Source organism: Pseudomonas sp. Pseusp9, assembly GCF_059491265.1.
Genome location: NZ_CP168500.1, coordinates 2,362,501 through 2,382,875 on the forward strand (window position 1 = coordinate 2,362,501; position 20,375 = coordinate 2,382,875).

General features: G+C 59.9%; 16 protein-coding genes, 2 tRNA genes, 3 rRNA genes and 1 pseudogene (1 of these 22 running past the window's edge). 9 read left to right on the top strand and 13 right to left on the bottom strand.

Annotated elements, in window-relative coordinates:
- The 5 genes from ACEN8E_RS10675 to rrf all read left to right on the top strand — a co-directional run.
- Positions 1-190, top strand: a 16S ribosomal RNA gene (locus ACEN8E_RS10675) (it extends 1,347 nt beyond the left edge of the window).
- 122 nt (positions 191-312) lie between these two features.
- Positions 313-389, top strand: a tRNA-Ile gene (locus ACEN8E_RS10680).
- A gap of 10 nt (positions 390-399) precedes the next feature.
- Positions 400-475: transfer RNA gene (locus ACEN8E_RS10685), tRNA-Ala, on the top strand.
- 234 nt (positions 476-709) lie between these two features.
- Positions 710-3,601, top strand: a 23S ribosomal RNA gene (locus tag ACEN8E_RS10690).
- A gap of 150 nt (positions 3,602-3,751) precedes the next feature.
- A 5S ribosomal RNA gene (rrf, locus tag ACEN8E_RS10695) occupies positions 3,752-3,867 on the top strand.
- The 16S, 23S and 5S rRNA genes sit together here with 2 tRNA genes alongside, the layout of an rRNA operon.
- A gap of 173 nt (positions 3,868-4,040) precedes the next feature.
- Here rrf and ACEN8E_RS10700 read toward each other — a convergent pair.
- From ACEN8E_RS10700 to ACEN8E_RS10730, 7 genes and pseudogenes are all read right to left on the bottom strand, one after another.
- Positions 4,041-4,442 (bottom strand): GFA family protein, encoded by a 402-nt coding sequence (locus ACEN8E_RS10700; RefSeq protein ID WP_495592567.1) that lies wholly within the window; start codon positions 4,440-4,442, stop codon positions 4,041-4,043.
- A gap of 385 nt (positions 4,443-4,827) precedes the next feature.
- Positions 4,828-5,688, bottom strand: coding sequence for a CAP domain-containing protein (locus ACEN8E_RS10705; RefSeq protein ID WP_495592568.1), 861 nt, complete (start codon positions 5,686-5,688; stop codon positions 4,828-4,830).
- A 168-nt stretch (positions 5,689-5,856) separates the two neighbouring features.
- Positions 5,857-6,522: a helix-turn-helix transcriptional regulator gene (locus ACEN8E_RS10710; protein WP_495592569.1), complete on the bottom strand. Its 666-nt coding sequence runs from the start codon at positions 6,520-6,522 to the stop codon at positions 5,857-5,859.
- A 19-nt stretch (positions 6,523-6,541) separates the two neighbouring features.
- Entirely contained in the window at positions 6,542-7,171 is a 630-nt protein-coding gene (locus ACEN8E_RS10715) for a hypothetical protein (RefSeq protein ID WP_495592570.1), read from the bottom strand.
- Positions 7,172-7,323: 152 nt separating this feature from the next.
- The gene (locus ACEN8E_RS10720; protein ID WP_495592571.1) at positions 7,324-7,455 is read right to left on the bottom strand and encodes a Mor transcription activator family protein; all 132 of its coding nucleotides are present in this window, start codon (positions 7,453-7,455) and stop codon (positions 7,324-7,326) included.
- A pseudogene (locus ACEN8E_RS10725) lies at positions 7,433-8,389 on the bottom strand (acyltransferase family protein); the annotation flags it as partial. The gene ACEN8E_RS10720 and the pseudogene ACEN8E_RS10725, both read right to left, overlap by 23 nt.
- Before the next feature lie 128 nt (positions 8,390-8,517).
- Positions 8,518-9,453 carry a LysR family transcriptional regulator gene (locus ACEN8E_RS10730; protein WP_495592572.1) on the bottom strand — a complete coding sequence of 312 codons (936 nt, stop codon included), beginning with the start codon at positions 9,451-9,453 and terminating at the stop codon, positions 8,518-8,520.
- A gap of 119 nt (positions 9,454-9,572) precedes the next feature.
- Between ACEN8E_RS10730 and ACEN8E_RS10735 the strand changes: the two genes are divergently transcribed.
- Together ACEN8E_RS10735 and ACEN8E_RS10740 are read left to right on the top strand one after the other, a co-directional pair.
- Positions 9,573-10,958: an MFS transporter gene (locus tag ACEN8E_RS10735; protein WP_495592573.1), complete on the top strand. Its 1,386-nt coding sequence runs from the start codon at positions 9,573-9,575 to the stop codon at positions 10,956-10,958.
- Positions 10,955-12,229, top strand: coding sequence for a glucarate dehydratase family protein (locus ACEN8E_RS10740; RefSeq protein ID WP_495592574.1), 1,275 nt, complete (start codon positions 10,955-10,957; stop codon positions 12,227-12,229). The genes ACEN8E_RS10735 and ACEN8E_RS10740 overlap by 4 nt, the downstream gene beginning before the upstream one ends.
- Positions 12,230-12,310: 81 nt before the next feature.
- On the opposite strand, the gene ACEN8E_RS10745 is transcribed toward ACEN8E_RS10740, so the two are convergent.
- A complete protein-coding gene (locus ACEN8E_RS10745) occupies positions 12,311-13,099 on the bottom strand; it encodes an alpha/beta hydrolase (RefSeq protein WP_495592575.1) in 789 nt (262 codons plus the stop codon).
- Between the two features lie 129 nt (positions 13,100-13,228).
- Between ACEN8E_RS10745 and ACEN8E_RS10750 the strand changes: the two genes are divergently transcribed.
- Positions 13,229-14,173, top strand: coding sequence for an aldo/keto reductase (locus ACEN8E_RS10750; RefSeq protein WP_495592576.1), 945 nt, complete (start codon positions 13,229-13,231; stop codon positions 14,171-14,173).
- 109 nt (positions 14,174-14,282) lie between these two features.
- Positions 14,283-14,936, top strand: a complete 654-nt coding sequence (locus ACEN8E_RS10755) for a peroxiredoxin (protein ID WP_085717968.1) — start codon at positions 14,283-14,285, stop codon at positions 14,934-14,936.
- A 143-nt stretch (positions 14,937-15,079) separates the two neighbouring features.
- Here the strand turns inward: ACEN8E_RS10755 and yghX are convergent, their stop codons facing one another.
- From yghX to glcD, 5 genes are all read right to left on the bottom strand, one after another.
- On the bottom strand, positions 15,080-15,967 hold the full coding sequence (gene yghX, locus ACEN8E_RS10760) for a YghX family hydrolase (RefSeq protein WP_495592577.1): 888 nt from the start codon (positions 15,965-15,967) through the stop codon (positions 15,080-15,082).
- Between the two features lie 149 nt (positions 15,968-16,116).
- Complete coding sequence (locus tag ACEN8E_RS10765) at positions 16,117-16,518, bottom strand: heme-binding protein (protein WP_495592578.1); 402 nt, start codon at positions 16,516-16,518, stop codon at positions 16,117-16,119.
- A 20-nt stretch (positions 16,519-16,538) separates the two neighbouring features.
- Positions 16,539-17,756, bottom strand: coding sequence for a glycolate oxidase subunit GlcF (gene glcF / locus ACEN8E_RS10770; RefSeq protein ID WP_495592579.1), 1,218 nt, complete (start codon positions 17,754-17,756; stop codon positions 16,539-16,541).
- A 3-nt stretch (positions 17,757-17,759) separates the two neighbouring features.
- Positions 17,760-18,824, bottom strand: a complete 1,065-nt coding sequence (gene glcE, locus ACEN8E_RS10775; protein ID WP_495592580.1) for a glycolate oxidase subunit GlcE — start codon at positions 18,822-18,824, stop codon at positions 17,760-17,762.
- Positions 18,824-20,323: a glycolate oxidase subunit GlcD gene (gene glcD, locus ACEN8E_RS10780; protein ID WP_495592581.1), complete on the bottom strand. Its 1,500-nt coding sequence runs from the start codon at positions 20,321-20,323 to the stop codon at positions 18,824-18,826. Before glcD ends, glcE begins: the two co-directional genes overlap by 1 nt.
- Positions 20,324-20,375 lie beyond the last annotated feature (52 nt).

A 20,375-nucleotide genomic window follows, 5' to 3' on the forward strand; every position in this document is an offset into this window, starting at 1 on the left:
GCGAATCAGAATGTCGCGGTGAATACGTTCCCGGGCCTTGTACACACCGCCCGTCACACCATGGGAGTGGGTTGCACCAGAAGTAGCTAGTCTAACCTTCGGGAGGACGGTTACCACGGTGTGATTCATGACTGGGGTGAAGTCGTAACAAGGTAGCCGTAGGGGAACCTGCGGCTGGATCACCTCCTTAATCGACGACTCAGCTGCTCCATAAGTTCCCACACGAATTGCTTGATTCATTGAAGAAGACGATAGAAGCAGCTTTAAGCTCCAAGCTGATAGCTCCAAGCTAACAGTTACGCGCTCGAAATTGGGTCTGTAGCTCAGTTGGTTAGAGCGCACCCCTGATAAGGGTGAGGTCGGCAGTTCGAATCTGCCCAGACCCACCAATTTTGTTATGGGGCCATAGCTCAGCTGGGAGAGCGCCTGCCTTGCACGCAGGAGGTCAACGGTTCGATCCCGTTTGGCTCCACCATATAACTGCTTCTGAAAGTTTAGAAATGAGTATTCCGATGGGAATATTGATTTCTAGTCTTTTGATTAGATCGTTCTTTAAAAATTTGGGTATGTGATAGAAAGATAGACTGAACGTTACTTTCACTGGTAACGGATCAGGCTAAGGTAAAATTTGTGAGTTCTCTTAATTGAGAAATTCGAATTTTCGGCGAATGTCGTCTTCATAGTATAACCAGATTGCTTGGGGTTATATGGTCAAGTGAAGAAGCGCATACGGTGGATGCCTTGGCAGTCAGAGGCGATGAAAGACGTGGTAGCCTGCGAAAAGCTTCGGGGAGTCGGCAAACAGACTTTGATCCGGAGATGTCTGAATGGGGGAACCCAGCCATCATAAGATGGTTATCTTGTACTGAATACATAGGTGCAAGAGGCGAACCAGGGGAACTGAAACATCTAAGTACCCTGAGGAAAAGAAATCAACCGAGATTCCCTTAGTAGTGGCGAGCGAACGGGGACTAGCCCTTAAGTGGCTTTGAGATTAGCGGAACGCTCTGGAAAGTGCGGCCATAGTGGGTGATAGCCCTGTACGCGAAAATCTCTTAGTCATGAAATCGAGTAGGACGGAGCACGAGAAACTTTGTCTGAATATGGGGGGACCATCCTCCAAGGCTAAATACTACTGACTGACCGATAGTGAACTAGTACCGTGAGGGAAAGGCGAAAAGAACCCCGGAGAGGGGAGTGAAATAGATCCTGAAACCGTATGCGTACAAGCAGTGGGAGCCCACTTTGTTGGGTGACTGCGTACCTTTTGTATAATGGGTCAGCGACTTATTTTCAGTGGCGAGCTTAACCGAATAGGGGAGGCGTAGCGAAAGCGAGTCTTAATAGGGCGTCTAGTCGCTGGGAATAGACCCGAAACCGGGCGATCTATCCATGGGCAGGTTGAAGGTTAGGTAACACTGACTGGAGGACCGAACCGACTACCGTTGAAAAGTTAGCGGATGACCTGTGGATCGGAGTGAAAGGCTAATCAAGCTCGGAGATAGCTGGTTCTCCTCGAAAGCTATTTAGGTAGCGCCTCATGTATCACTGTAGGGGGTAGAGCACTGTTTCGGCTAGGGGGTCATCCCGACTTACCAAACCGATGCAAACTCCGAATACCTACAAGTGCCGAGCATGGGAGACACACGGCGGGTGCTAACGTCCGTCGTGAAAAGGGAAACAACCCAGACCGTCAGCTAAGGTCCCAAAGTTATGGTTAAGTGGGAAACGATGTGGGAAGGCTTAGACAGCTAGGAGGTTGGCTTAGAAGCAGCCACCCTTTAAAGAAAGCGTAATAGCTCACTAGTCGAGTCGGCCTGCGCGGAAGATGTAACGGGGCTCAAACCATACACCGAAGCTACGGGTATCACGTAAGTGATGCGGTAGAGGAGCGTTCTGTAAGCCTGTGAAGGTGAGTTGAGAAGCTTGCTGGAGGTATCAGAAGTGCGAATGCTGACATGAGTAACGACAATGGGTGTGAAAAACACCCACGCCGAAAGACCAAGGTTTCCTGCGCAACGTTAATCGACGCAGGGTTAGTCGGTCCCTAAGGCGAGGCTGAAAAGCGTAGTCGATGGAAAACAGGTTAATATTCCTGTACTTCTGGTTATTGCGATGGAGGGACGGAGAAGGCTAGGCCAGCTTGGCGTTGGTTGTCCAAGTTTAAGGTGGTAGGCTGGAATCTTAGGTAAATCCGGGATTCTAAGGCCGAGAGCTGATGACGAGTTACCCTTTGGGTGACGAAGTGGTTGATGCCATGCTTCCAAGAAAAGCTTCTAAGCTTCAGGTAACCAGGAACCGTACCCCAAACCGACACAGGTGGTTGGGTAGAGAATACCAAGGCGCTTGAGAGAACTCGGGTGAAGGAACTAGGCAAAATGGCACCGTAACTTCGGGAGAAGGTGCGCCGGTGAGGGTGAAGCATTTACTGCGTAAGCCCACGCCGGTCGAAGATACCAGGCCGCTGCGACTGTTTATTAAAAACACAGCACTCTGCAAACACGAAAGTGGACGTATAGGGTGTGACGCCTGCCCGGTGCCGGAAGGTTAATTGATGGGGTTAGCTAACGCGAAGCTCTTGATCGAAGCCCCGGTAAACGGCGGCCGTAACTATAACGGTCCTAAGGTAGCGAAATTCCTTGTCGGGTAAGTTCCGACCTGCACGAATGGCGTAACGATGGCGGCGCTGTCTCCACCCGAGACTCAGTGAAATTGAAATCGCTGTGAAGATGCAGTGTATCCGCGGCTAGACGGAAAGACCCCGTGAACCTTTACTATAGCTTTGCACTGGACTTTGAATTTGCTTGTGTAGGATAGGTGGGAGGCTTTGAAGCGTGGACGCCAGTTCGCGTGGAGCCATCCTTGAAATACCACCCTGGCAACTTTGAGGTTCTAACTCAGGTCCGTTATCCGGATCGAGGACAGTGTATGGTGGGTAGTTTGACTGGGGCGGTCTCCTCCTAAAGAGTAACGGAGGAGTACGAAGGTGCGCTCAGACCGGTCGGAAATCGGTCGTAGAGTATAAAGGCAAAAGCGCGCTTGACTGCGAGACAGACACGTCGAGCAGGTACGAAAGTAGGTCTTAGTGATCCGGTGGTTCTGTATGGAAGGGCCATCGCTCAACGGATAAAAGGTACTCCGGGGATAACAGGCTGATACCGCCCAAGAGTTCATATCGACGGCGGTGTTTGGCACCTCGATGTCGGCTCATCACATCCTGGGGCTGAAGCCGGTCCCAAGGGTATGGCTGTTCGCCATTTAAAGTGGTACGCGAGCTGGGTTTAGAACGTCGTGAGACAGTTCGGTCCCTATCTGCCGTGGACGTTTGAGATTTGAGAGGGGCTGCTCCTAGTACGAGAGGACCGGAGTGGACGAACCTCTGGTGTTCCGGTTGTCACGCCAGTGGCATTGCCGGGTAGCTATGTTCGGAAAAGATAACCGCTGAAAGCATCTAAGCGGGAAACTTGCCTCAAGATGAGATCTCACTGGGACCTTGAGTCCCCTGAAGGGCCGTCGAAGACTACGACGTTGATAGGTTGGGTGTGTAAGCGCTGTGAGGCGTTGAGCTAACCAATACTAATTGCCCGTGAGGCTTGACCATATAACACCCAAGCAATTTGCGTCGAAAGGCCAGATTGCGGTGTGTGAAGACGCAAGAACCGAAAGTTCGACGCTCACAAAACACCGATTTTTATCACATACCCAATTTGCTGAAGCGCGGCCAGCCGGCCACGACTCGGTACCCGAATTTCTTGACGACCATAGAGCGTTGGAACCACCTGATCCCATCCCGAACTCAGCAGTGAAACGATGCATCGCCGATGGTAGTGTGGGGTTTCCCCATGTGAGAGTAGGTCATCGTCAAGATTAAATTCCGAAACCCCTATCTGCGTACGCAGGTAGGGGTTTTGTTTTTGGCGCCCCTGTAGGAGCGAGCTAGCTCGCGAAAAACCCGAGCGCGCCGCGGGGCATCAGGTTTCCCGCGCCATCGTTAACGTCCATCGTCGGAACGCCGTCTGGAGCAAGCCCGCGCCCTCGACTCAGTCGGTTTGGGGATGCTGATCATTGATGTCATACCAACCCGCTTTCGAACTGACACACACATGTTTTTGCTTGCGGATTCGTAGTGGCGTGTCCAGCGTGCCGAGGGCAACTGAAACCCAATCGGAAAACGCTCCTGTCGAGTCAGTCCAGAACAGCGAAGATCCGCAGTGAGAACAGAACTGCCGCGTAACCCCCCTGGACGACTCATATGCCTGCAGCGAATCTGCGCCGGTCATGATCGAGAGCGCCGAGGCGGGTGCGCTGGCATAGGTTGCAAATGCAGCCCCATGGCTCTTCCGGCATTGGCTGCAATGGCAATGGGTGACGGCTTTCAGCTCGGTCGACAGGCCATATCTGATGGCGCCGCAGAGGCAACTGCCTTGGTGAAACTCATGCATGTAAAGTCATCCCTGAATCGATAGTATTTTTCCGTCCTGCGCTGTTTTCTGCTGGTCGAAATCGGTCTAAAAGCCTGGTTGGCAATTGAGCCTGTTTTGCTATTCTCAATCCTGTAGGTGAAGACGCAGACTGATGCGCAAAAGGATAGCAAGGAGACGTGGGGCGCGTTCCGAAGGGTACACGGTTAGAAAGATCCCCGCGCTGGGATCCAGCCCTTATGCCGTGTGAAGCAGAAGAGTTCCATTACAGTTTCACGACTCTTTTGTGGGAGGCCTGATAAACCTTGTAAGCCGGAGACCAGCACCGGCCACCTACTTACATTCACCCGCGAAGCCCGCTCAGTGCGGGCTTTTTAATGCCCGCACGGTGAGTCTGGCCAGTGGCTCAAGGCGCGCCAAACAGCATCGTCCAGTAAACGCCATTGTCGCTGCGCGCGTTGGCGGCGTACGCGGCACCGACCTGGGTGAACATCGGGTTCATCAGGTTGGCGCAGTGCCCGGGGCTGGCGAGCCAGCCGGCCATGGCCTTGCTCGGTGAGCCTTGTCCGGCAGCGATGTTTTCACCGATCTGTCGGCCACGGTAGCCGGCGGCCTTGGCGCGGTCGTAGGGCATGTCGCCGTCGGGGTCCTGGTGGGCAAAATAGTTGCCGTAGGCCATGGCTTTGCTATGACCCTGGGCGGCGGCGTAGAGGGAGGGGCTCCAGGACAGCGGCCGCGCGGCGGCGAAGCGCTGGCGACCACACAGACGCGGCTTGGCCCGGGCTGCGTTGACCTGCGCCAGCAACGCCTGGGCGGCGCTGCGTGGATCGCCGGTTTGCCCGTCGAGCACCGGGCGCGCCAGCACCACTTGCCACTCACTGCCGGCGCGGCTCACGCCGATGTCGGCGTATTGGTTGTCGAGCAGTGCTGCGCAATGTTCGTCCTGGAACAAATCGAACGCCTCATCGGCATCCCGTGCACCCACCACGCGGATCGACCGCACCATGGTCGCCTGATAGCCGGAAGCCTTTAACCGGTCCCGCAACCCACCGCCATAGCCAACGGGCAAGGCCAGGTTCGGCTTGAGCTTCAGGGGGGATAAACGTTGCGTCGGTCGTCGGTCGCAGCGTTGCGGATGGGCGCGATAGTCGTTGATGGCGTCGACCAGTTGCCGCTGCCCATCGGCATGGGCGGGGCTGGAAAAAACGGGGAGCAGGGAAAACAGGCACAGCGAAGAAAAGCGCAAGGCAACGACAGTTTGGCGCATGGACGGACAACTCTGATGAGATGACAACGAAGAAAGTGGGGAAAAGCGCTGGGCTATGACTGGCGGCTCGAAACAAGGTTCACGCCGCGGACCTGTCTATTTCCGGGCGAAGCCATGAGGCCGGTGTCAGGTCGCCGGAAACCGACAGCAACGGCTGACAGGCAAGCGCTAGGCTGGTTGATCGGTATTGAGCGAAGCTGCCTCTGTCGCAACGTCCGGTTTTTCGCTCGGTCGCAGTTTGAAGCGGCAGACATGCCCGCCACGCACCATGCACTCACTGTGCTCGACTTCACCGCCGCCCAAGGTACCGATCAAGGCCAGGTCCAGTTCGCAGACCACCGGGTGGGCAGCGGCCAGGCGGTGGAAGACGCAGTTATGCGCGACGATTTCCGGGGTGCCGGCCGAACGAAAAAACACCTCGGCTTCGTAACCCGCCTGGTTCATGTGCTGCACGATCCTGGCTTCATCCACGACCTGTTGTTCACGGTCCAGCGCCAACTTGCGGCCCATGCTGCGCATCAGCGATGCCAGGGCGTCAGGCCCGATGATGCCCGCCACTTCATCGATCAATACGCTGGCCAGTAGCTGATAGTGGCGAGGGAACTGCTCCCGCGCGTGGTCGGTGAGCCGATACAGCTGCTCCGGACGACGACCCGTCGGACGGGTGTCGCCGCGCAGCACCAGACCGTCACGCTCCAGCGCCGCCAGGTGTTGGCGGATCGCCGTGCGCGTGACGGCCAGATGTTCAGCCAGCTCGTCAATGCTCATGCCGCCCGCATGGTGCAGCAGTGCATTGAGCAGGTCTTGCTGTGTTCGGCCCAGTCCTTCCAGCATGGGGTGCCCTCGCGCGATATCAGAACTTGTCCGGGAATTGCTTGACCAGCGCGCCGGTCAATGCGTCTGCCAGGGCCAGGATGTGCGTGCGCATCATCGCCCAGGTACGGGCTTCGCCGGTGTAATCGTGCGCGGCAAACTCATCGATCTGGGCAACGTGGTGACCGCCATGGGCCGATAACATGTTGACCAGTGTGGCTTCAGGCAGATTGGGGTTGGCGGTGGCCAGGAATGCCGCAATCGCCTTGGCATTGCCGGTCAGCTCGGTGACGGCGGCCTGCTTGCCCTTGGCATCCTTGGTCACTGTGGCATCGCTGTAGTGTTTCACCGCCCCCCAATGGCCGGCAAGCAGCTTGAGCAATTGGTCCGCCGCCGGTTGGCCGTAGAGCGGGGCGATGCTGTTGGCGATTTTGGTGGCGTTGTCGACGACCTGATCCGCCGCGACCTTGGCTTGCTTCTTGTCGGCGGATTGATTGGCCATCGCGTAGTCTCTGATCCAGAAAATGTGTTCGACCCAAAGGCCACGCAGGGCCAGGCGCGTGGTCAGCGCGGGGCTGTCGGCAGCGGCGGGTGAAGCGGCGGGCGTCTGGCTCCAGGCCGGTTGCGCACACAAAGCCAGCAGGAGCAAAGCCAGGGTTTTGATATTCATGATGGCACCCTCTGAGAATGGGAACGTTCGACAATATCAATATAGGCATAAAAATATGTTTTTATTGGATGCTGACGAATTCTCGGATTAACGGTCATGGCCGGTCGCTGGTAATGGCGCAGTTGCAGCCTGTGCAATAGGAGACGCCCCGCTCAGTCATCAGTCAGCGGGGCGAACCTGTCAACCTGACGACGGCGCGCAATCTCGTCCTTTCGAACAACCTTGAGGGTCTTGTAGGTCCACTGAAGCGACACGGCGTACTTGCGCGCCAGCCCGAAGTGCATGACGAAGTTTCAGGGCCGGCCGCTCAACGCAGTAGTACGAAATGCCGCTCAAAAGCAATGACAGGGCCAGCACTGTTGCAACGATGTGCCAATCGTAGGCAACCGGCCAAAAAGCGCGCAGGAAGTACATCACCACAAAGTGATTCAGGAACACGCCGTAGCTGATGTTCCCGAGGAACTCGTCCACCCGGTGAAACTTGAGCTTTGTCAGCAGGTACACGGCGGGTACGCCCAACGCTATGCCGAGGGATACCTCCGCGTTGAACGGCCGGCGCTCGATCAATCCCGCCATGATTGCCGCGAACATCAGCGCCGCAACCACGGCGGTGCCGGCAGCGATCACTGAACCCTTCGCTTGGGGTTTGTACAAGTAGCTGCCGCACAGGAACATGAACAGGACACCCGGCAATAGCCGGTAGCCGTACAGGTCGGCGTTTATGTAGCCAAGGCACGCAGCCATGAAAACGGCGACAGACAGGGCAAACGCAACGCCCCGTGCCCTGTAGATGATCAGGAAAGGAATCACCAGGTAGAAACACATCTCAAGCCCGAGCGACCAGGCCGGCGGCAAAATCTCCGATCCGGCCGCGCCGAACATGTAGAAGCCAAGGGGCACAATAGGCAGGCTTGCGGCGATGTTCCTGAATGTCAGCTCGGCGGCTTGAGGGGTGCCGGGCAGCAGAAAATAGATCACCGCGCAGGAGGCAACGAAGTAGAACAGGAATTGAGGGTAAAGCCGCAAAGCCCTGTCCATGTAGAACAGGCCGACTTTCTCCGGCGTCTTGTAGTTTCGCTCGATGAGCGGGGTCATCACGAAACCGCTGATGATCAAGAAGGAAATCACGGCAACCACGCCGGGGTTTAGCCCTGCCAGTGTCTTGCCCATATGCGAAACGGCCACCAGCACAGCCAACAGCAGACGATAAGCTCCCACCTGTATCCCCAAACGTCCTTCTAGTTATGGCGCGTAAATTACGATGCTTTGCGCCCGGAGAACAGGCTTTTTGCCGCGTCCGAACTTTTCCCGTCCTCTTTAAACTCGATTAAAAGCCACCGCCCGGTTCATTTCGCATCAAGGTCGCCATGCAAATCTGACCTACCCCCCCATCCCTCCTGCACTGCGCGCCGAATGCCCTCCAGCAACATCGCAAACGCCGGGTTGTCGTTGTTCTCGCGCCAGATCAGGTGCAACTCACTCTGCACGCCTTCGCCCAGATCGATATCGCGAAACACCACGTTCCTGAACACCACACTGGTCGCGCAACGCGGCACCAGAGCCAGGCCCATGGCGGCGTTGACCAGCGCCAGGATGGTCAGGGACGAGCCCAGCCATTGCACGTAGTCCGGGGCGACGCGAGCCGAACGCAGCATGCCGGTCAGCAGCTCGTTGAACGGCGGGTAGGCGGCGTGGGAGTACATCAGGAACGGCTGCCCATCGAGGTCCTGGACCGATACCGTTGCGGCACGGGCCAGGCGGTGCGTGCTGGGCACCGCAAGCACGAACGGCTCGCGCACCAGGCATTCGGTGGAGTAGCCCGGTTCCAGCAGCGGCGCACGGGCGATGCCGAGATCGATGCGGCGAGCGCGCAGTGCTTCGTGTTGCTGGTAGGTGTTCATCTCCGACAGGTCGATTTTGACATGGGGCTGTTTGAGTCGCGCCTCGGCAATGACCTTGGGCAGGAACTCGTAAACCGCGCTGCCGACGAAGCTGATATTGACCGAACCGATGTCGCCCTCGGCGAATCGCCGGGCCGTCACTGCCGCTTGTTGGGCGCGCTCCAGCAGGTTCTGGGCTTCGATGAAGAAAGCCCGACCGGCGGCAGTGAGCGCGACGCTGCGGGTGCTGCGGGTGAACAACTCGACGCCCAGGTGGTGTTCCAGCAACTGAATCTGCCGGCTGAGGGGCGGCTGGGTCATGTTCAGCCGTTCGGCGGCACGGCGAAAATTCAGTTCCGTGGCCACGGTGGTGAAGCAGCGCAGTTGAGTCAGTTCGAACATTGATCTAATCCAGGTATCAATCGAATGCCAAGTTAGATTAGACGGGATCAATGTGCGCGTCCATCATCGGGCCAGGCCTGAAAATCATCCCTAGAAAAACAATGATCGGGAGTCGCCCCTTGAATACCCTGCAGAGTCCACCCGACCCGAATGTGCTCGCCCGCGCTGCCGCCAAGGTCAAGCGCCACGTCCTGCCGCTGTTCGTGATCATGTTCATCGTCAACTACATCGACCGGGTCAACATCGGCTTCGTGCGCAGCCACATGGAGACCGACCTGGGCATAGGCGCTGCCGCCTATGGCCTGGGTGCCGGGCTGTTTTTCGTGGGCTACGCGATTTTCGAAGTGCCATCCAACATGCTGCTGCAACGCTACGGCGCCCGCGCCTGGCTGACACGCATCATGTTCACCTGGGGCGCTGCCGCCATGGCGATGGCCTTTGTCCGGGGCGAAAGCAGTTTTTATGTGCTGCGTTTCATCCTCGGCGCTGCCGAAGCGGGCTTCTTTCCCGGCATCATTTACTATTTCACCCAATGGTTGCCATCGTCCGAGCGCGGCAAGGCCATGGCCATTTTCCTCAGCGGCTCGGCCATCGCTTCGGTGATTTCCGGGCCGGTATCCGGCGCGCTGCTGCACATCAATGGCTTGAGCCTGCATGGCTGGCAGTGGATGTTTCTGATTGAAGGCTTCGCCTCGATCGTGCTGTGCGGTTTCGTCTGGTTCTGGCTGCAATCCCATCCACGGCAAGCGAAGTGGCTGAGCGATGAAGAAAAAGCCGCGCTGAGCGCTGCCATCGACCTGGAACAGCAGGCTCGCGACGCCACCCGGACGGTCAAGCCTTCGATGTTCAAGTTGCTGGCCGACAAACAGATCGCGCTGTTCTGCTTCATCTACTTCTCCATCGCCCTGACCATCTACGGCGCCACGTTCTGGCTGCCGAGCATGATCAAGAAGATGGGCAACCTCGGTGACTTCCAGGTCGGCCTGTTCAACTCGATTCCATGGATCATTTCCATCATCGCGATGTATGGCTTTGCGGCCATGGCCAGTAAATGGAAATTCCAGCAGGCCTGGGTCGCGGTGACCCTGGTGATCGCCTCGTTCGGCATGTTCATGTCCACCACTGGCGGCCCGGTCTTCGCCTTCGTTGCCATCTGCTTTGCCGCGATCGGCTTCAAGGCGGCCTCGGCGCTGTTCTGGCCGATTCCGCAAGGCTATCTGGATGCACGCATCGCCGCAGCGGTGATCGCCCTGATCAACTCCATCGGCAACCTCGGCGGCTTTGTCGCCCCGACCGCGTTTGGCTTCCTGGAGCAAACCACCGGCTCCATCGAGGGCGGACTGTACGGCCTGGCCGCCACTTCGCTGGTGGCCGCCGTGGTGATCTTCTTTGCCCGCACCGCGCCGCGTGGCAACGCACTGCATTCGCCGGTGGAAGGTGCCGACGTAAAAAAGCCAATCAATCATCAAGCCCTGAAATCAGATCCAACGGGAGCCGCCTCTTGAAAATCACCCGAGTCACCGTCACCCCCATCGCCTTCCGCGATCCGCCATTGCTCAACGCCAGCGGCATTCACGAACCCTTCGCGCTGCGTTCGATCATCGAGATCGAGAGTGACAATGGCTACATCGGCCTGGGTGAAAGTTATGGCGACGCTCCGGCACTGGCGATCCAGCAACAACTGCAGTCCCAACTGATCGGCCTTGATCCGTTCAACCTGAATCAGTTGCGCGCCATCGTCCAGGCCACGGTGGCGTCGAATAAACCGGCGAGCATTGCCGGTGCCGAACTGGCGCCGGGCTCTCATGCCAGCAAAGCGGTCAGCAATGCCTATTCGGCGTTCGAAGTGGCATTCCTGGATTTGCAGGCGCACTCCTTGAATGTGCCCCTGGTGGACTTGCTGGGCGGGGCCATCCGCGAGGAGATCCCGTTCAGCGCCTACCTGTTCTTCAAGTACGCGCAACACGTCGATTCACCCTACAAGCCCGACAACTGGGGCGAGGCCCTGAACGAAGAACAGATCGTTGCCCAGGCGCGACGGATGATCGAGGCCTATGGCTTCAAGAGCATCAAGCTCAAGGCCGGCACCTTGCCGCCGGAGCATGAGGTGTCGTGCATCAAAGCGCTGAAAAAGGCCTTCCCCGGTTACCCGCTGCGCATCGATCCGAACGGCAATTGGTCGCTGGAAACCTCGATCCGCATGGCCGAATTGCTCGGTGATGACCTGCAGTATTACGAAGACCCGACGCCGGGCCTGGAGGGCATGGCCGAACTGCACAGGCGCACCGGTTTGCCCTTGGCGACCAATATGGTGGTCACGGATTTCGACGAGTTGCGCCGCAGCGTGGCGCAGAACAGCGTGCAGATTGTCCTCGCCGACCACCATTATTGGGGTGGCCTGCGTGACACCCAGGCGTTGGCGAAAATGTGCGAAACCTTCGGTCTTGGAGTGTCGATGCATTCCAATTCGCATTTGGGCATCAGCCTGATGGCCATGGCGCATGTCGCCGCTGCGGTGCCGAATCTGGATTACGCATGCGACACCCATTACCCCTGGCAGGAGCCGGACGAAGAGGTGATCAAGGGTGGCAAGCTGCCGATTGTCGACGGTTGCGTGAAAATCACCCGTGCCCCGGGCCTGGGCCTGGAGCTGGACCACGACCAGTTGGGCAAGCTGCATGACCAATACCTGACGTGCGGTATTCGCCAACGAGATGACGTCAAGCAGATGCAGCGATACAAGCCGGAATGGAAGGCGGTCAAGCCGCGTTTTTGATTGCGTGTAGTGTCCTTTGGTCCGGACAAGCGTGGTCGCGCTTGCCCGGACCGGTTTTTTCCAGCCAGAACTTCCCGCTGGCTACAACCCGTCCCCCAGCGCCTTGAGGTACTCAGGGCTTTCGCTGATCGAGTTATGCCCCGTTCCCGGTATCACCTGCAGCGAAGCCACGCCTTTGGCGAAGTGTGTATACAAACGCTCGGTGCTTGAACGCGGAATCACCTCGTCATGCTCGGCGGCTATCAATACCGTCGGCACCGTGATGCGGGCGGCGTACTGCCAGGACGGGTATTTGTCCTTCAACAGCCAGCGCACTGGAAACCAGCGAAACTGACGGGCGGCGAGCCCTTCGAGGCTGTTGTAGGGCGTGATCAGCACCAGCCGAGCCACCGGGCGCTGGCTGGCCAGGCGCACGGCGACCCCGGAACCCAGGCTGCGTCCGACCACCGCCACGTGCGGATGGGTGGCATGCACCTGATCGAACAAGGTGAGGGCATCGCGGGCGATGGCCTCTTCGGAGGGTGAGCCGGTACTCCCGCCGTAGCCACGGTAATGCAGCAGATACAGCGCCCGGTCAGGGAACGCTTGCGCGAACCCGGGCAGGTTGCGCGAGACGTCTTCGGCATTGCCGCCAAAATAAATCAGGGCGTCGGGGCCGTCGTGAGGCCGGATGGTGACCAGCACCCGTGCGTCGGCGACCGGCAGTGTGAGCAGGGTAGCGGCTGTGCCGACGGCGCGCGGTTGCGGGTAATAAATCAGCGCCCGCTGAAACACGAACAGCGCTACGCATAGCGCCAGGTACAACGCAGCGACAATGACAGCGAGTAACACCAGGGTGCGCGACATTCGGCTAACGTTAGTGGGCGGCATTGACTGCTCGGGGTTTGAGAGAGGCTGGCGCCGCAAGGCTTACTGAGTGTAGTCAATCGACCCTTGGCGCGGGTTATCCGCGTTGTTGGCGCGACAGGCCGGACCCGGGCGACTGGTGAGAAGCGTTTTATGAGCCATCCTGTGGGTTACACCCGTAGAGAAATACTCACGCTGGCTGCCGGTGCTTCGGCGGTCTTCACGTTCGGCCGCACGGGTGCGCAACCCGTGCCGTCGACGGGAACAGGAGGCGAGACCATGCAGACCCGTGCCATTCCTTCCAGCAACGAGTCCTTGCCGATCGTCGGGTTGGGCACTTATCGCGGATTCGATGTCGAGCCTTCGCAACCGGCTTACAAAGACTTGCCCGCGGTGCTGGACGCGTTGTTCGACAAGGGGGGCAAGCTGATCGACAGTTCGCCGATGTACGGTCGCGCCGAACAGACCGTCGGCGAACTGCTGTCGATCCATGAGCCGCGCTCGCCGGCGTTCCTGGCCACCAAGGTGTGGACCCGGGGGCGCGAAGAAGGCATCGCGCAGATGGAACAATCCTTTGCCTTGCTGCAAACCGACCGGATCGACCTGATGCAGGTCCACAACCTGCTGGACTGGCAAACGCACCTGCCGACATTGCGCCACTGGAAGGAAAAAGGGCGCATTCGCTACATCGGCATCAGCCATTACACGGCCTCGGCCTATGAAGAAGTGGAAGCGGTACTCAAGGCCGAGCCAGTGGATTTCTTGCAGATCAACTACGCCCTGGATGATCGCGGTGCCGAGCAACGCCTGCTGCCGTTGTGCCGCGAGCGGGGCGTGGCGGTGATCTGCAATCGACCGTTCGGCGGAGGCGGTTTGCTCGCCAGACTCAAAGACAAGCCGCTGCCAGGCTGGGCGGCGCAAGTCGGGGTCAAGAGCTGGCCGCAACTGGCGCTGAAGTTCCTGCTCTCGCATTCGGCGGTGACGTGCGTGATTCCGGGCACCGGCAACCCGCGCTACATGGCGGAAAATGCCCGGGCCGGTTTCGGCCCGATGCTGACCGATGCCCAGCGTCACCAACTGATTGCACTGGTGGGGTAGGCGGGCCGGCGAGTCCCGGAACCTCTCCTATACTGTTCGCGTCCATGCCGTTGAAAGCGCATTCGTTGCCCTGACGGCGCCCCTGTCCATCACTGCAAGGAGATCGAACATGGCTATCCGCATTGGCGATGAAGCACCGGATTTCACCGCCGAAACCACCGAAGGCACGCTCAACTTTCACCAATGGATCGGCGACGGGTGGGCGATCCTGTTTTCCCACCCCAAGGATTTCACCCCGGTGTGCACCACCGAACTGGGCTACCTGGCCAAACTCAAGCCGGAATTCGACAAGCGCAACACCAAGGTCCTCGGCCTCAGCGTCGACCCGGTCAGTGACCACCACCGCTGGGTCGGCGACATCGCCGAGACCCAGGGCAGTGCGGTCAACTATCCGCTGATCGGCGACGAAAACCTGGTGGTGGCCAAGCTCTACGACATGATCCACCCCAATGCCAGCGGCGGTGCGCGCACAGCAGTGGATAACGCCACAGTGCGCTCGGTGTTCATCGTCGGCCCGGACAAGAAGGTCAAGGCCATGCTGATCTACCCGATGAGCGCCGGGCGCAATTTCGATGAAGTGCTGCGCCTGCTCGATTCCCTGCAATTGAATGCCAAACACACCGTCGCCACGCCAGTGAACTGGCGGCCGGGTGAGGACGTGATCATCCCGACCTCGGTATCTGACGAAGACGCGAAGAAGAAATATCCCGATGGCTTCAAGACCTTGAAGCCATATCTGCGGACTGTGGCTCAGCCGAAGTAACCGCAGCGAGCCTTGAAACCGCTTTCGCGAGCAGGCTCGCTCCCACAGTGTCCGAGTCGAAGCACATGTCTGTGAACGACTCAGAACCTGTGGGAGCGAGCCTGCTCGCGAAGGGGCCAGGCCTGCTGGCTCAGAACTTCAATTCAAACCAGATATTTTTTAAACCACCCCAACGTCCGCTCCCACGCCAGTTTCGCCGCCGCCTCGTCGAAGCGCGGGGTAGAGTCATTGTGGAAGCCATGATTACAGCCCGGATAGATGTAGGTCTCATAGGTCTTGCCCGCGGCCTTCAAGGCTTTCTCAAAGGCCGGCCAGCCTTCGTTGATCCGCGTATCCAGCTCGCCGTAGTGCAGCATCAGCGGTGCTTTGATACGGGGCACGTCCTCGACCGCTGGCTGGCGACCATAAAACGACACGGCGGCACCCAGTTCCGGATAGGCCACGGCAGCGGCGTTGGTCACGCCACCGCCATAGCAGAATCCGGTGATGCCGACTTTTCCGCTGGCGGCAGGGTGTTTCATCATCCACTCGACGGCGGCGAAAAAGTCGTTCATCAGCTTTTCCGGGTCGACCGTGGCCTGTAGCTCGCGGCCCTTGTCGTCATTGCCCGGATAACCGCCGACCGAACTCAGGCCGTCCGGGGCGAGGGCGATGAAACCGGCCTTGGCCAGCCGCCGGGCCACATCTTCGATGTACGGGTTGAGCCCGCGGTTTTCGTGCACGACCACCACTGCCGGTACTTTGCCGGTGGCCTTGGCCGGACGCACCAGGTAACCGCGAACCTGGCCGTGGCCCTTGGGCGACGGATAGGTGATGTACTCGGCAACAATCTCCGGATCAGTGAACGCGACCTGCTCGGCCAACGCGTAGTTGGGGCTCAGCGCGGCGAGCAGGGCTCCGGCCGTCATACCTGCGAAGGTAAATAACGCTGCGCGATCGAGAAACTCCCGACGGTCGATCTTGCCGTGGGCGTAGTAGTCGTAGAGTTCCAGCAGTTCGGGGGCGAAGTCTTTGGCGGTGAGGCGGGTCATGGGCGGAGTTCCTCTCGGCAGGTTCAACGCAGTCCCTGTGGGAGCGAGCCTGCTCGCGAAAGCGGTGTATCAGACACATGGATGTCGGATGTGCCGCCGTCTTCGCGAGCAGGCTCGCTCCCACAGGGCCAGGTGGTGATGGCAAAACCTCATTTCAGGCACTGCGCACCGGCTTTGGCCACTTGCGCATCCTGCTCAGGCTTGACGCCCGACACCCCGACCGCGCCAATCACCTGGCCATCGAAAACAATCGGCACGCCACCCTCCAGCGAGGTCAGCAAGGGTGCTGACAGAAAAGCGTAGCGCCCACCGTTGATCATGTCCTCATAGTTTTTCGATTCGCGCCGCCCGAGGGCTGAGGTGCGTGCCTTTTCGGTAGCGATATACGCGCTGCCAGGTGCGCAGCCGTCGAGGCGTTCGAGGGCCAGCGGGTGGCCGCCGTCATCGACTACCACGATGGTCACGGCCCATTGATTGGCCTGTGCTTCGGCGCGGGCGGCGGCAAGGATCCGGCCGACTTCGGCCTGGCTCAGGACAGCTTTGCGGTTCATGGGCATCTCCGGGATTCGGGTTAAGGCAGGGCGGCTTCGACCAGTTCGATCCAGTGCCGCACCGGGGTTCGGCCCGCGCCATCGAGGTGCGACTGACAGCCGATATTGGCCGTGACAATGACCTCGGGATGGCCGCTTTCCAGGGCGTTGAGCTTGTTATCGCGCAGTTGTCGTGACAGTTCGGGCTGGGTCAGCGAGTAGGTGCCCGCCGAACCGCAGCACAGGTGCCCGTCGGGAACGGACGTCAGGTTGAAACCGAACCCGGTCAGCAGTGCTTCTACGGCACCGCCGAGTTTCTGCCCGTGCTGCAAGGTGCAGGGGCAATGGAAGGCCAGGCGTTGCGAGGCGTGGATACCGAGTTGCTCCAGCGGTTCGTCGCGCAACACTTCCACCAGGTCCCGGGCCAGCGCACTGACCTTTTTCGCCTTGTCGGCGTAGGCCGGGTCGCTGGCGAGCAGGTGCCCGTAGTCCTTGATGAAGGCGCCGCAACCGCTGGCCGTCTGCACAATCGCCTCGGCGCCTTTTTCGATGCCCGGCCACCACGCGTCGATGTTGCGCCGGGCGCGATCGAGGCCGGCGGCCTGGGCGTCCAGGTGATAGTCGACGGCACCGCAGCAACCGGCTTCGCGGGTCGCGATGACGCTGATCCCCAGGCGATCCAGCACCCGCGCCGCCGCGGCATTGGTGTTGGGTGAGAGGCTGGGCTGCACACATCCCTCGAGCATCAGCACCTGACGCTCACGCAGGGTCATGGGCCGTGGCTTGGCCGGGTAGACGCTACGCGGCAACTTGCTTTGCAGGGGCCCGGGCAGCAGCGCACGGAACACCTGACCGCTATTGACCAGACTCTTGAACACATCGGGACGCGGCACGGTCTGACGCAACCCCTCGCGCAACAGGCGCTGACCGAGCGGGCGCGGTACCGCCGCATCGACCACCGCCCGGCCGATGTCCAGCAGGTTGTGGTAATCGACGCCCGACGGGCAGGTGGTTTCGCAGTTGCGGCACGACAGGCAGCGGTCCAGGTGCTGTTGGGTCTTTTGCGTGACGTCGTTGCCTTCCAGCACTTGCTTGATCAGGTAGATGCGCCCCCGCGGTCCGTCCAGTTCGTCGCCGAGCAGTTGATAGGTCGGGCACGTGGCATTGCAGAACCCGCAGTGCACGCAGGTGCGCAAGATGCTTTCGGCTTCTGCGGCGCGGGGCAGATGGCTGGCGTTTTCACTCAAGGTCGTCTGCATGGTTCAAAGCTCCGCGTACAGGCGTCCGGGGTTGAAGATGCCCCGTGGATCGAGCTGTTGTTTCAGGTTGCGGTGATAACGCATCAGGGCCGGGGGCAGCGGCTGGAACGGGGTATCGGTCAGGCCGTGGCTGAAACAGGTGGCATGGCCACCAACCTCGTCGACGACCTGGCGGATGAACGCCGCGTCGGCATCGGATTTCAACCAGCGCTGGGCGCCCCCCCAGTCGAACAACTGGCGACCCGGCAGCGTCAGGCATGGCGTGTTGTTCGGCAGTGAAAGGCGCCAAAGCGGCTGGTCTTCATCGAAGAAACTCAAGCGCTGCTCGTTGAGATCGTCCCAGTAGCAAGCGTCCAGCCGTTCGCCACCGAGGCGCTCATGGGCCGCCGCCACCGAACCTTCACCGCCTTCGAGCCGCAGGTGCAGGCGTGCACCGTCGTGACAGGCGGCACTGATCGGCAGCGGCTGCTGGCCCCATTCCGCCAGCCGCAGCAAGGCCTGTGCGGTGTCCATTTCCAGGCTGATGCTGAGGCACTGCCGGGGTTTGGGCAGCACTTTGAGCGAGACTTCGGTGATCAGCCCGAGGCAGCCGTAACTGCCGGCCATCAGGCGCGACAGGTCGTAGCCGGCGACGTTTTTCATCACCTCGCCACCGAAGCGCAACAACTTGCCTTGCCCTGTGATGACCCGTGTGCCGAGCACGAAATCGCGCACCGAGCCGACCCACGGACGCCGTGGCCCGGACAGCCCGCAGGCGATCATGCCGCCGACGGTGGCGCTGTCGCCAAAAGCCGGCGGTTCGCAGGGCAGCATCTGTTGCGCGGCATCCAGCACCTGCACCAACTGCGCCAACGGCGTGCCGCAACGGACGGTGACCACCAACTCAGTCGGGTCGTAACTGACGATGCCCCGGTGCGAGCGGGTATCGAGGATTTCCCCGGCCGTGGCACGCCCGAGGAAGCCCTTGCTGTTGGATCCCTGGATGCGCAACGGCGTGGCGTTTTCCAGCGCCTGGTTGACCTGTTCCAGCAGCGACTGGCTGTCATCGAAATCTTCAGGGCCGTGCATCAGAAACGCTCCAGCTCAGGGAAGGGCAACTGTCCGCCGTGCACATGCATGGCGCCGAATTCGGCGCAGCGGTGCAGGGTCGGTATGTTCTTGCCGGGGTTGAGCAGGCCGCTCGGGTCGAAGGCGGCCTTGACGGCATGGAACAGGGTCAGCTCATCACTGTTGAACTGCGCACACATCTGGTTGATCTTCTCGCGACCCACGCCGTGTTCACCGGTGATGCTGCCGCCGACCTTCACGCACAACTCCAGAATCCTGCCGCCCAGGGCTTCGGCCCGATCAAGCTCACCGGGCTGATTGGCGTCGAACAGAATCAACGGATGCATGTTGCCGTCGCCGGCGTGGAACACGTTCGCCACCCTCAGACCGTATTCGTTCGCGAGCTCGGCGATGGCCTGCAGTACGCCGGGCAGTTCGCGACGGGGGATGGTGCCGTCCATGCAGTAATAGTCTGGCGAGAGGCGGCCCACCGCCGGGAAGGCATTCTTGCGCCCGGCCCAGAAACGCACGCGTTCGGCTTCGTCTTTCGCCTGACGCAACTCGATTGCGCCGGCCTGTTGCAGTACCTGGCGCACCCGCTCGCAGTCATCCTGGACATCGGCTTCGACGCCATCGAGCTCGCACAACAGAATGGCCTGGGCGTCCACCGGATAACCGGCGTGGATGAAGTCCTCGGCGGCGCGAATGGCCAGGTTGTCCATCATTTCCAGGCCACCGGGGATGATGCCGGCGGCGATGATGTCGCCGACGGCACGCCCGGCTTTTTCCACGGAGTCGAATGCCGCCAGCAGCACTTTGGCAGTCTGCGGCCTGGGCAGCAGTTTGACCGTGACTTCGGTGATGACCCCGAGCAGGCCTTCTGAGCCGGTGAACAGCGCCAGCAGGTCGAAGCCGGGGCAATCGAGGGCGTTGGAGCCCAGGCTCAGGTGCTCGCCGTCGACGGTAAGGATGTCGACCTTCAACACGTTGTGCACGGTCAGGCCGTACTTCAGGCAGTGCACGCCACCGGCATTTTCCGCCACGTTGCCGCCGATGGAACAGGCAATTTGCGAGGACGGATCCGGCGCGTAATACAGGCCGAACGGTGCCGCTGCCTGGGAAATCGCCAGATTGCGTACGCCGGGCTGAACCCGCGCAGTACGGGCGGCGGGGTCGATGTGCAGGATGTTGTTGAAGCGCGCCATCACCAGCAGCACGCCTTTCTCCAAAGGCAAGGCGCCACCGGACAAACCGGTGCCCGCGCCACGGGCCACGACCGGGACGTGCCACTCATGACAGACGCGCAGCACCCCTTGTACTTCGTCGATGTATCGGGGCAGCACCACCAGCATCGGCGTGGTGCGATAGGCCGAGAGCCCGTCGCATTCGTAGGGCCTGAGTTCCTCCTGCAGATGGAGGATTTCCAGATTCGGCAAGCGGGTTTTCAGGGCGTGCAACAGTGCCTGCCTGTCGACGTCGGGCAGGGCGCCGTCAACGCGTTCATCGTAGAGAATGTTCATCGGCGCTCGACACTCGTTTTGTTATTACATGAGGTCTGTTTTCGCGGTCCAC

Excerpts from the sequence above, each read along its gene's own strand:
- ACEN8E_RS10715 (WP_495592570.1), bottom strand. The coding sequence starts at position 7,171 with ATGAATATCAAAACCCTGGCTTTGCTCCTGCTGGCTTTGTGTGCGCAA.
- ACEN8E_RS10705 (WP_495592568.1), bottom strand. The coding sequence starts at position 5,688 with ATGCGCCAAACTGTCGTTGCCTTGCGCTTTTCTTCGCTGTGCCTGTTT.
- ACEN8E_RS10700 (WP_495592567.1), bottom strand. The coding sequence starts at position 4,442 with ATGCATGAGTTTCACCAAGGCAGTTGCCTCTGCGGCGCCATCAGATAT.
- glcD (WP_495592581.1), bottom strand. The coding sequence starts at position 20,323 with ATGAACATTCTCTACGATGAACGCGTTGACGGCGCCCTGCCCGACGTC.
- ACEN8E_RS10745 (WP_495592575.1), bottom strand. The coding sequence starts at position 13,099 with ATGCCGCCCACTAACGTTAGCCGAATGTCGCGCACCCTGGTGTTACTC.
- ACEN8E_RS10720 (WP_495592571.1), bottom strand. The coding sequence starts at position 7,455 with ATGCACTTCGGGCTGGCGCGCAAGTACGCCGTGTCGCTTCAGTGGACC.
- ACEN8E_RS10750 (WP_495592576.1), top strand. The coding sequence starts at position 13,229 with ATGAGCCATCCTGTGGGTTACACCCGTAGAGAAATACTCACGCTGGCT.
- ACEN8E_RS10765 (WP_495592578.1), bottom strand. The coding sequence starts at position 16,518 with ATGAACCGCAAAGCTGTCCTGAGCCAGGCCGAAGTCGGCCGGATCCTT.
- ACEN8E_RS10730 (WP_495592572.1), bottom strand. The coding sequence starts at position 9,453 with ATGTTCGAACTGACTCAACTGCGCTGCTTCACCACCGTGGCCACGGAA.
- glcE (WP_495592580.1), bottom strand. The coding sequence starts at position 18,824 with ATGCACGGCCCTGAAGATTTCGATGACAGCCAGTCGCTGCTGGAACAG.
- glcF (WP_495592579.1), bottom strand. The coding sequence starts at position 17,756 with ATGCAGACGACCTTGAGTGAAAACGCCAGCCATCTGCCCCGCGCCGCA.
- yghX (WP_495592577.1), bottom strand. The coding sequence starts at position 15,967 with ATGACCCGCCTCACCGCCAAAGACTTCGCCCCCGAACTGCTGGAACTC.
- ACEN8E_RS10755 (WP_085717968.1), top strand. The coding sequence starts at position 14,283 with ATGGCTATCCGCATTGGCGATGAAGCACCGGATTTCACCGCCGAAACC.
- ACEN8E_RS10710 (WP_495592569.1), bottom strand. The coding sequence starts at position 6,522 with ATGCTGGAAGGACTGGGCCGAACACAGCAAGACCTGCTCAATGCACTG.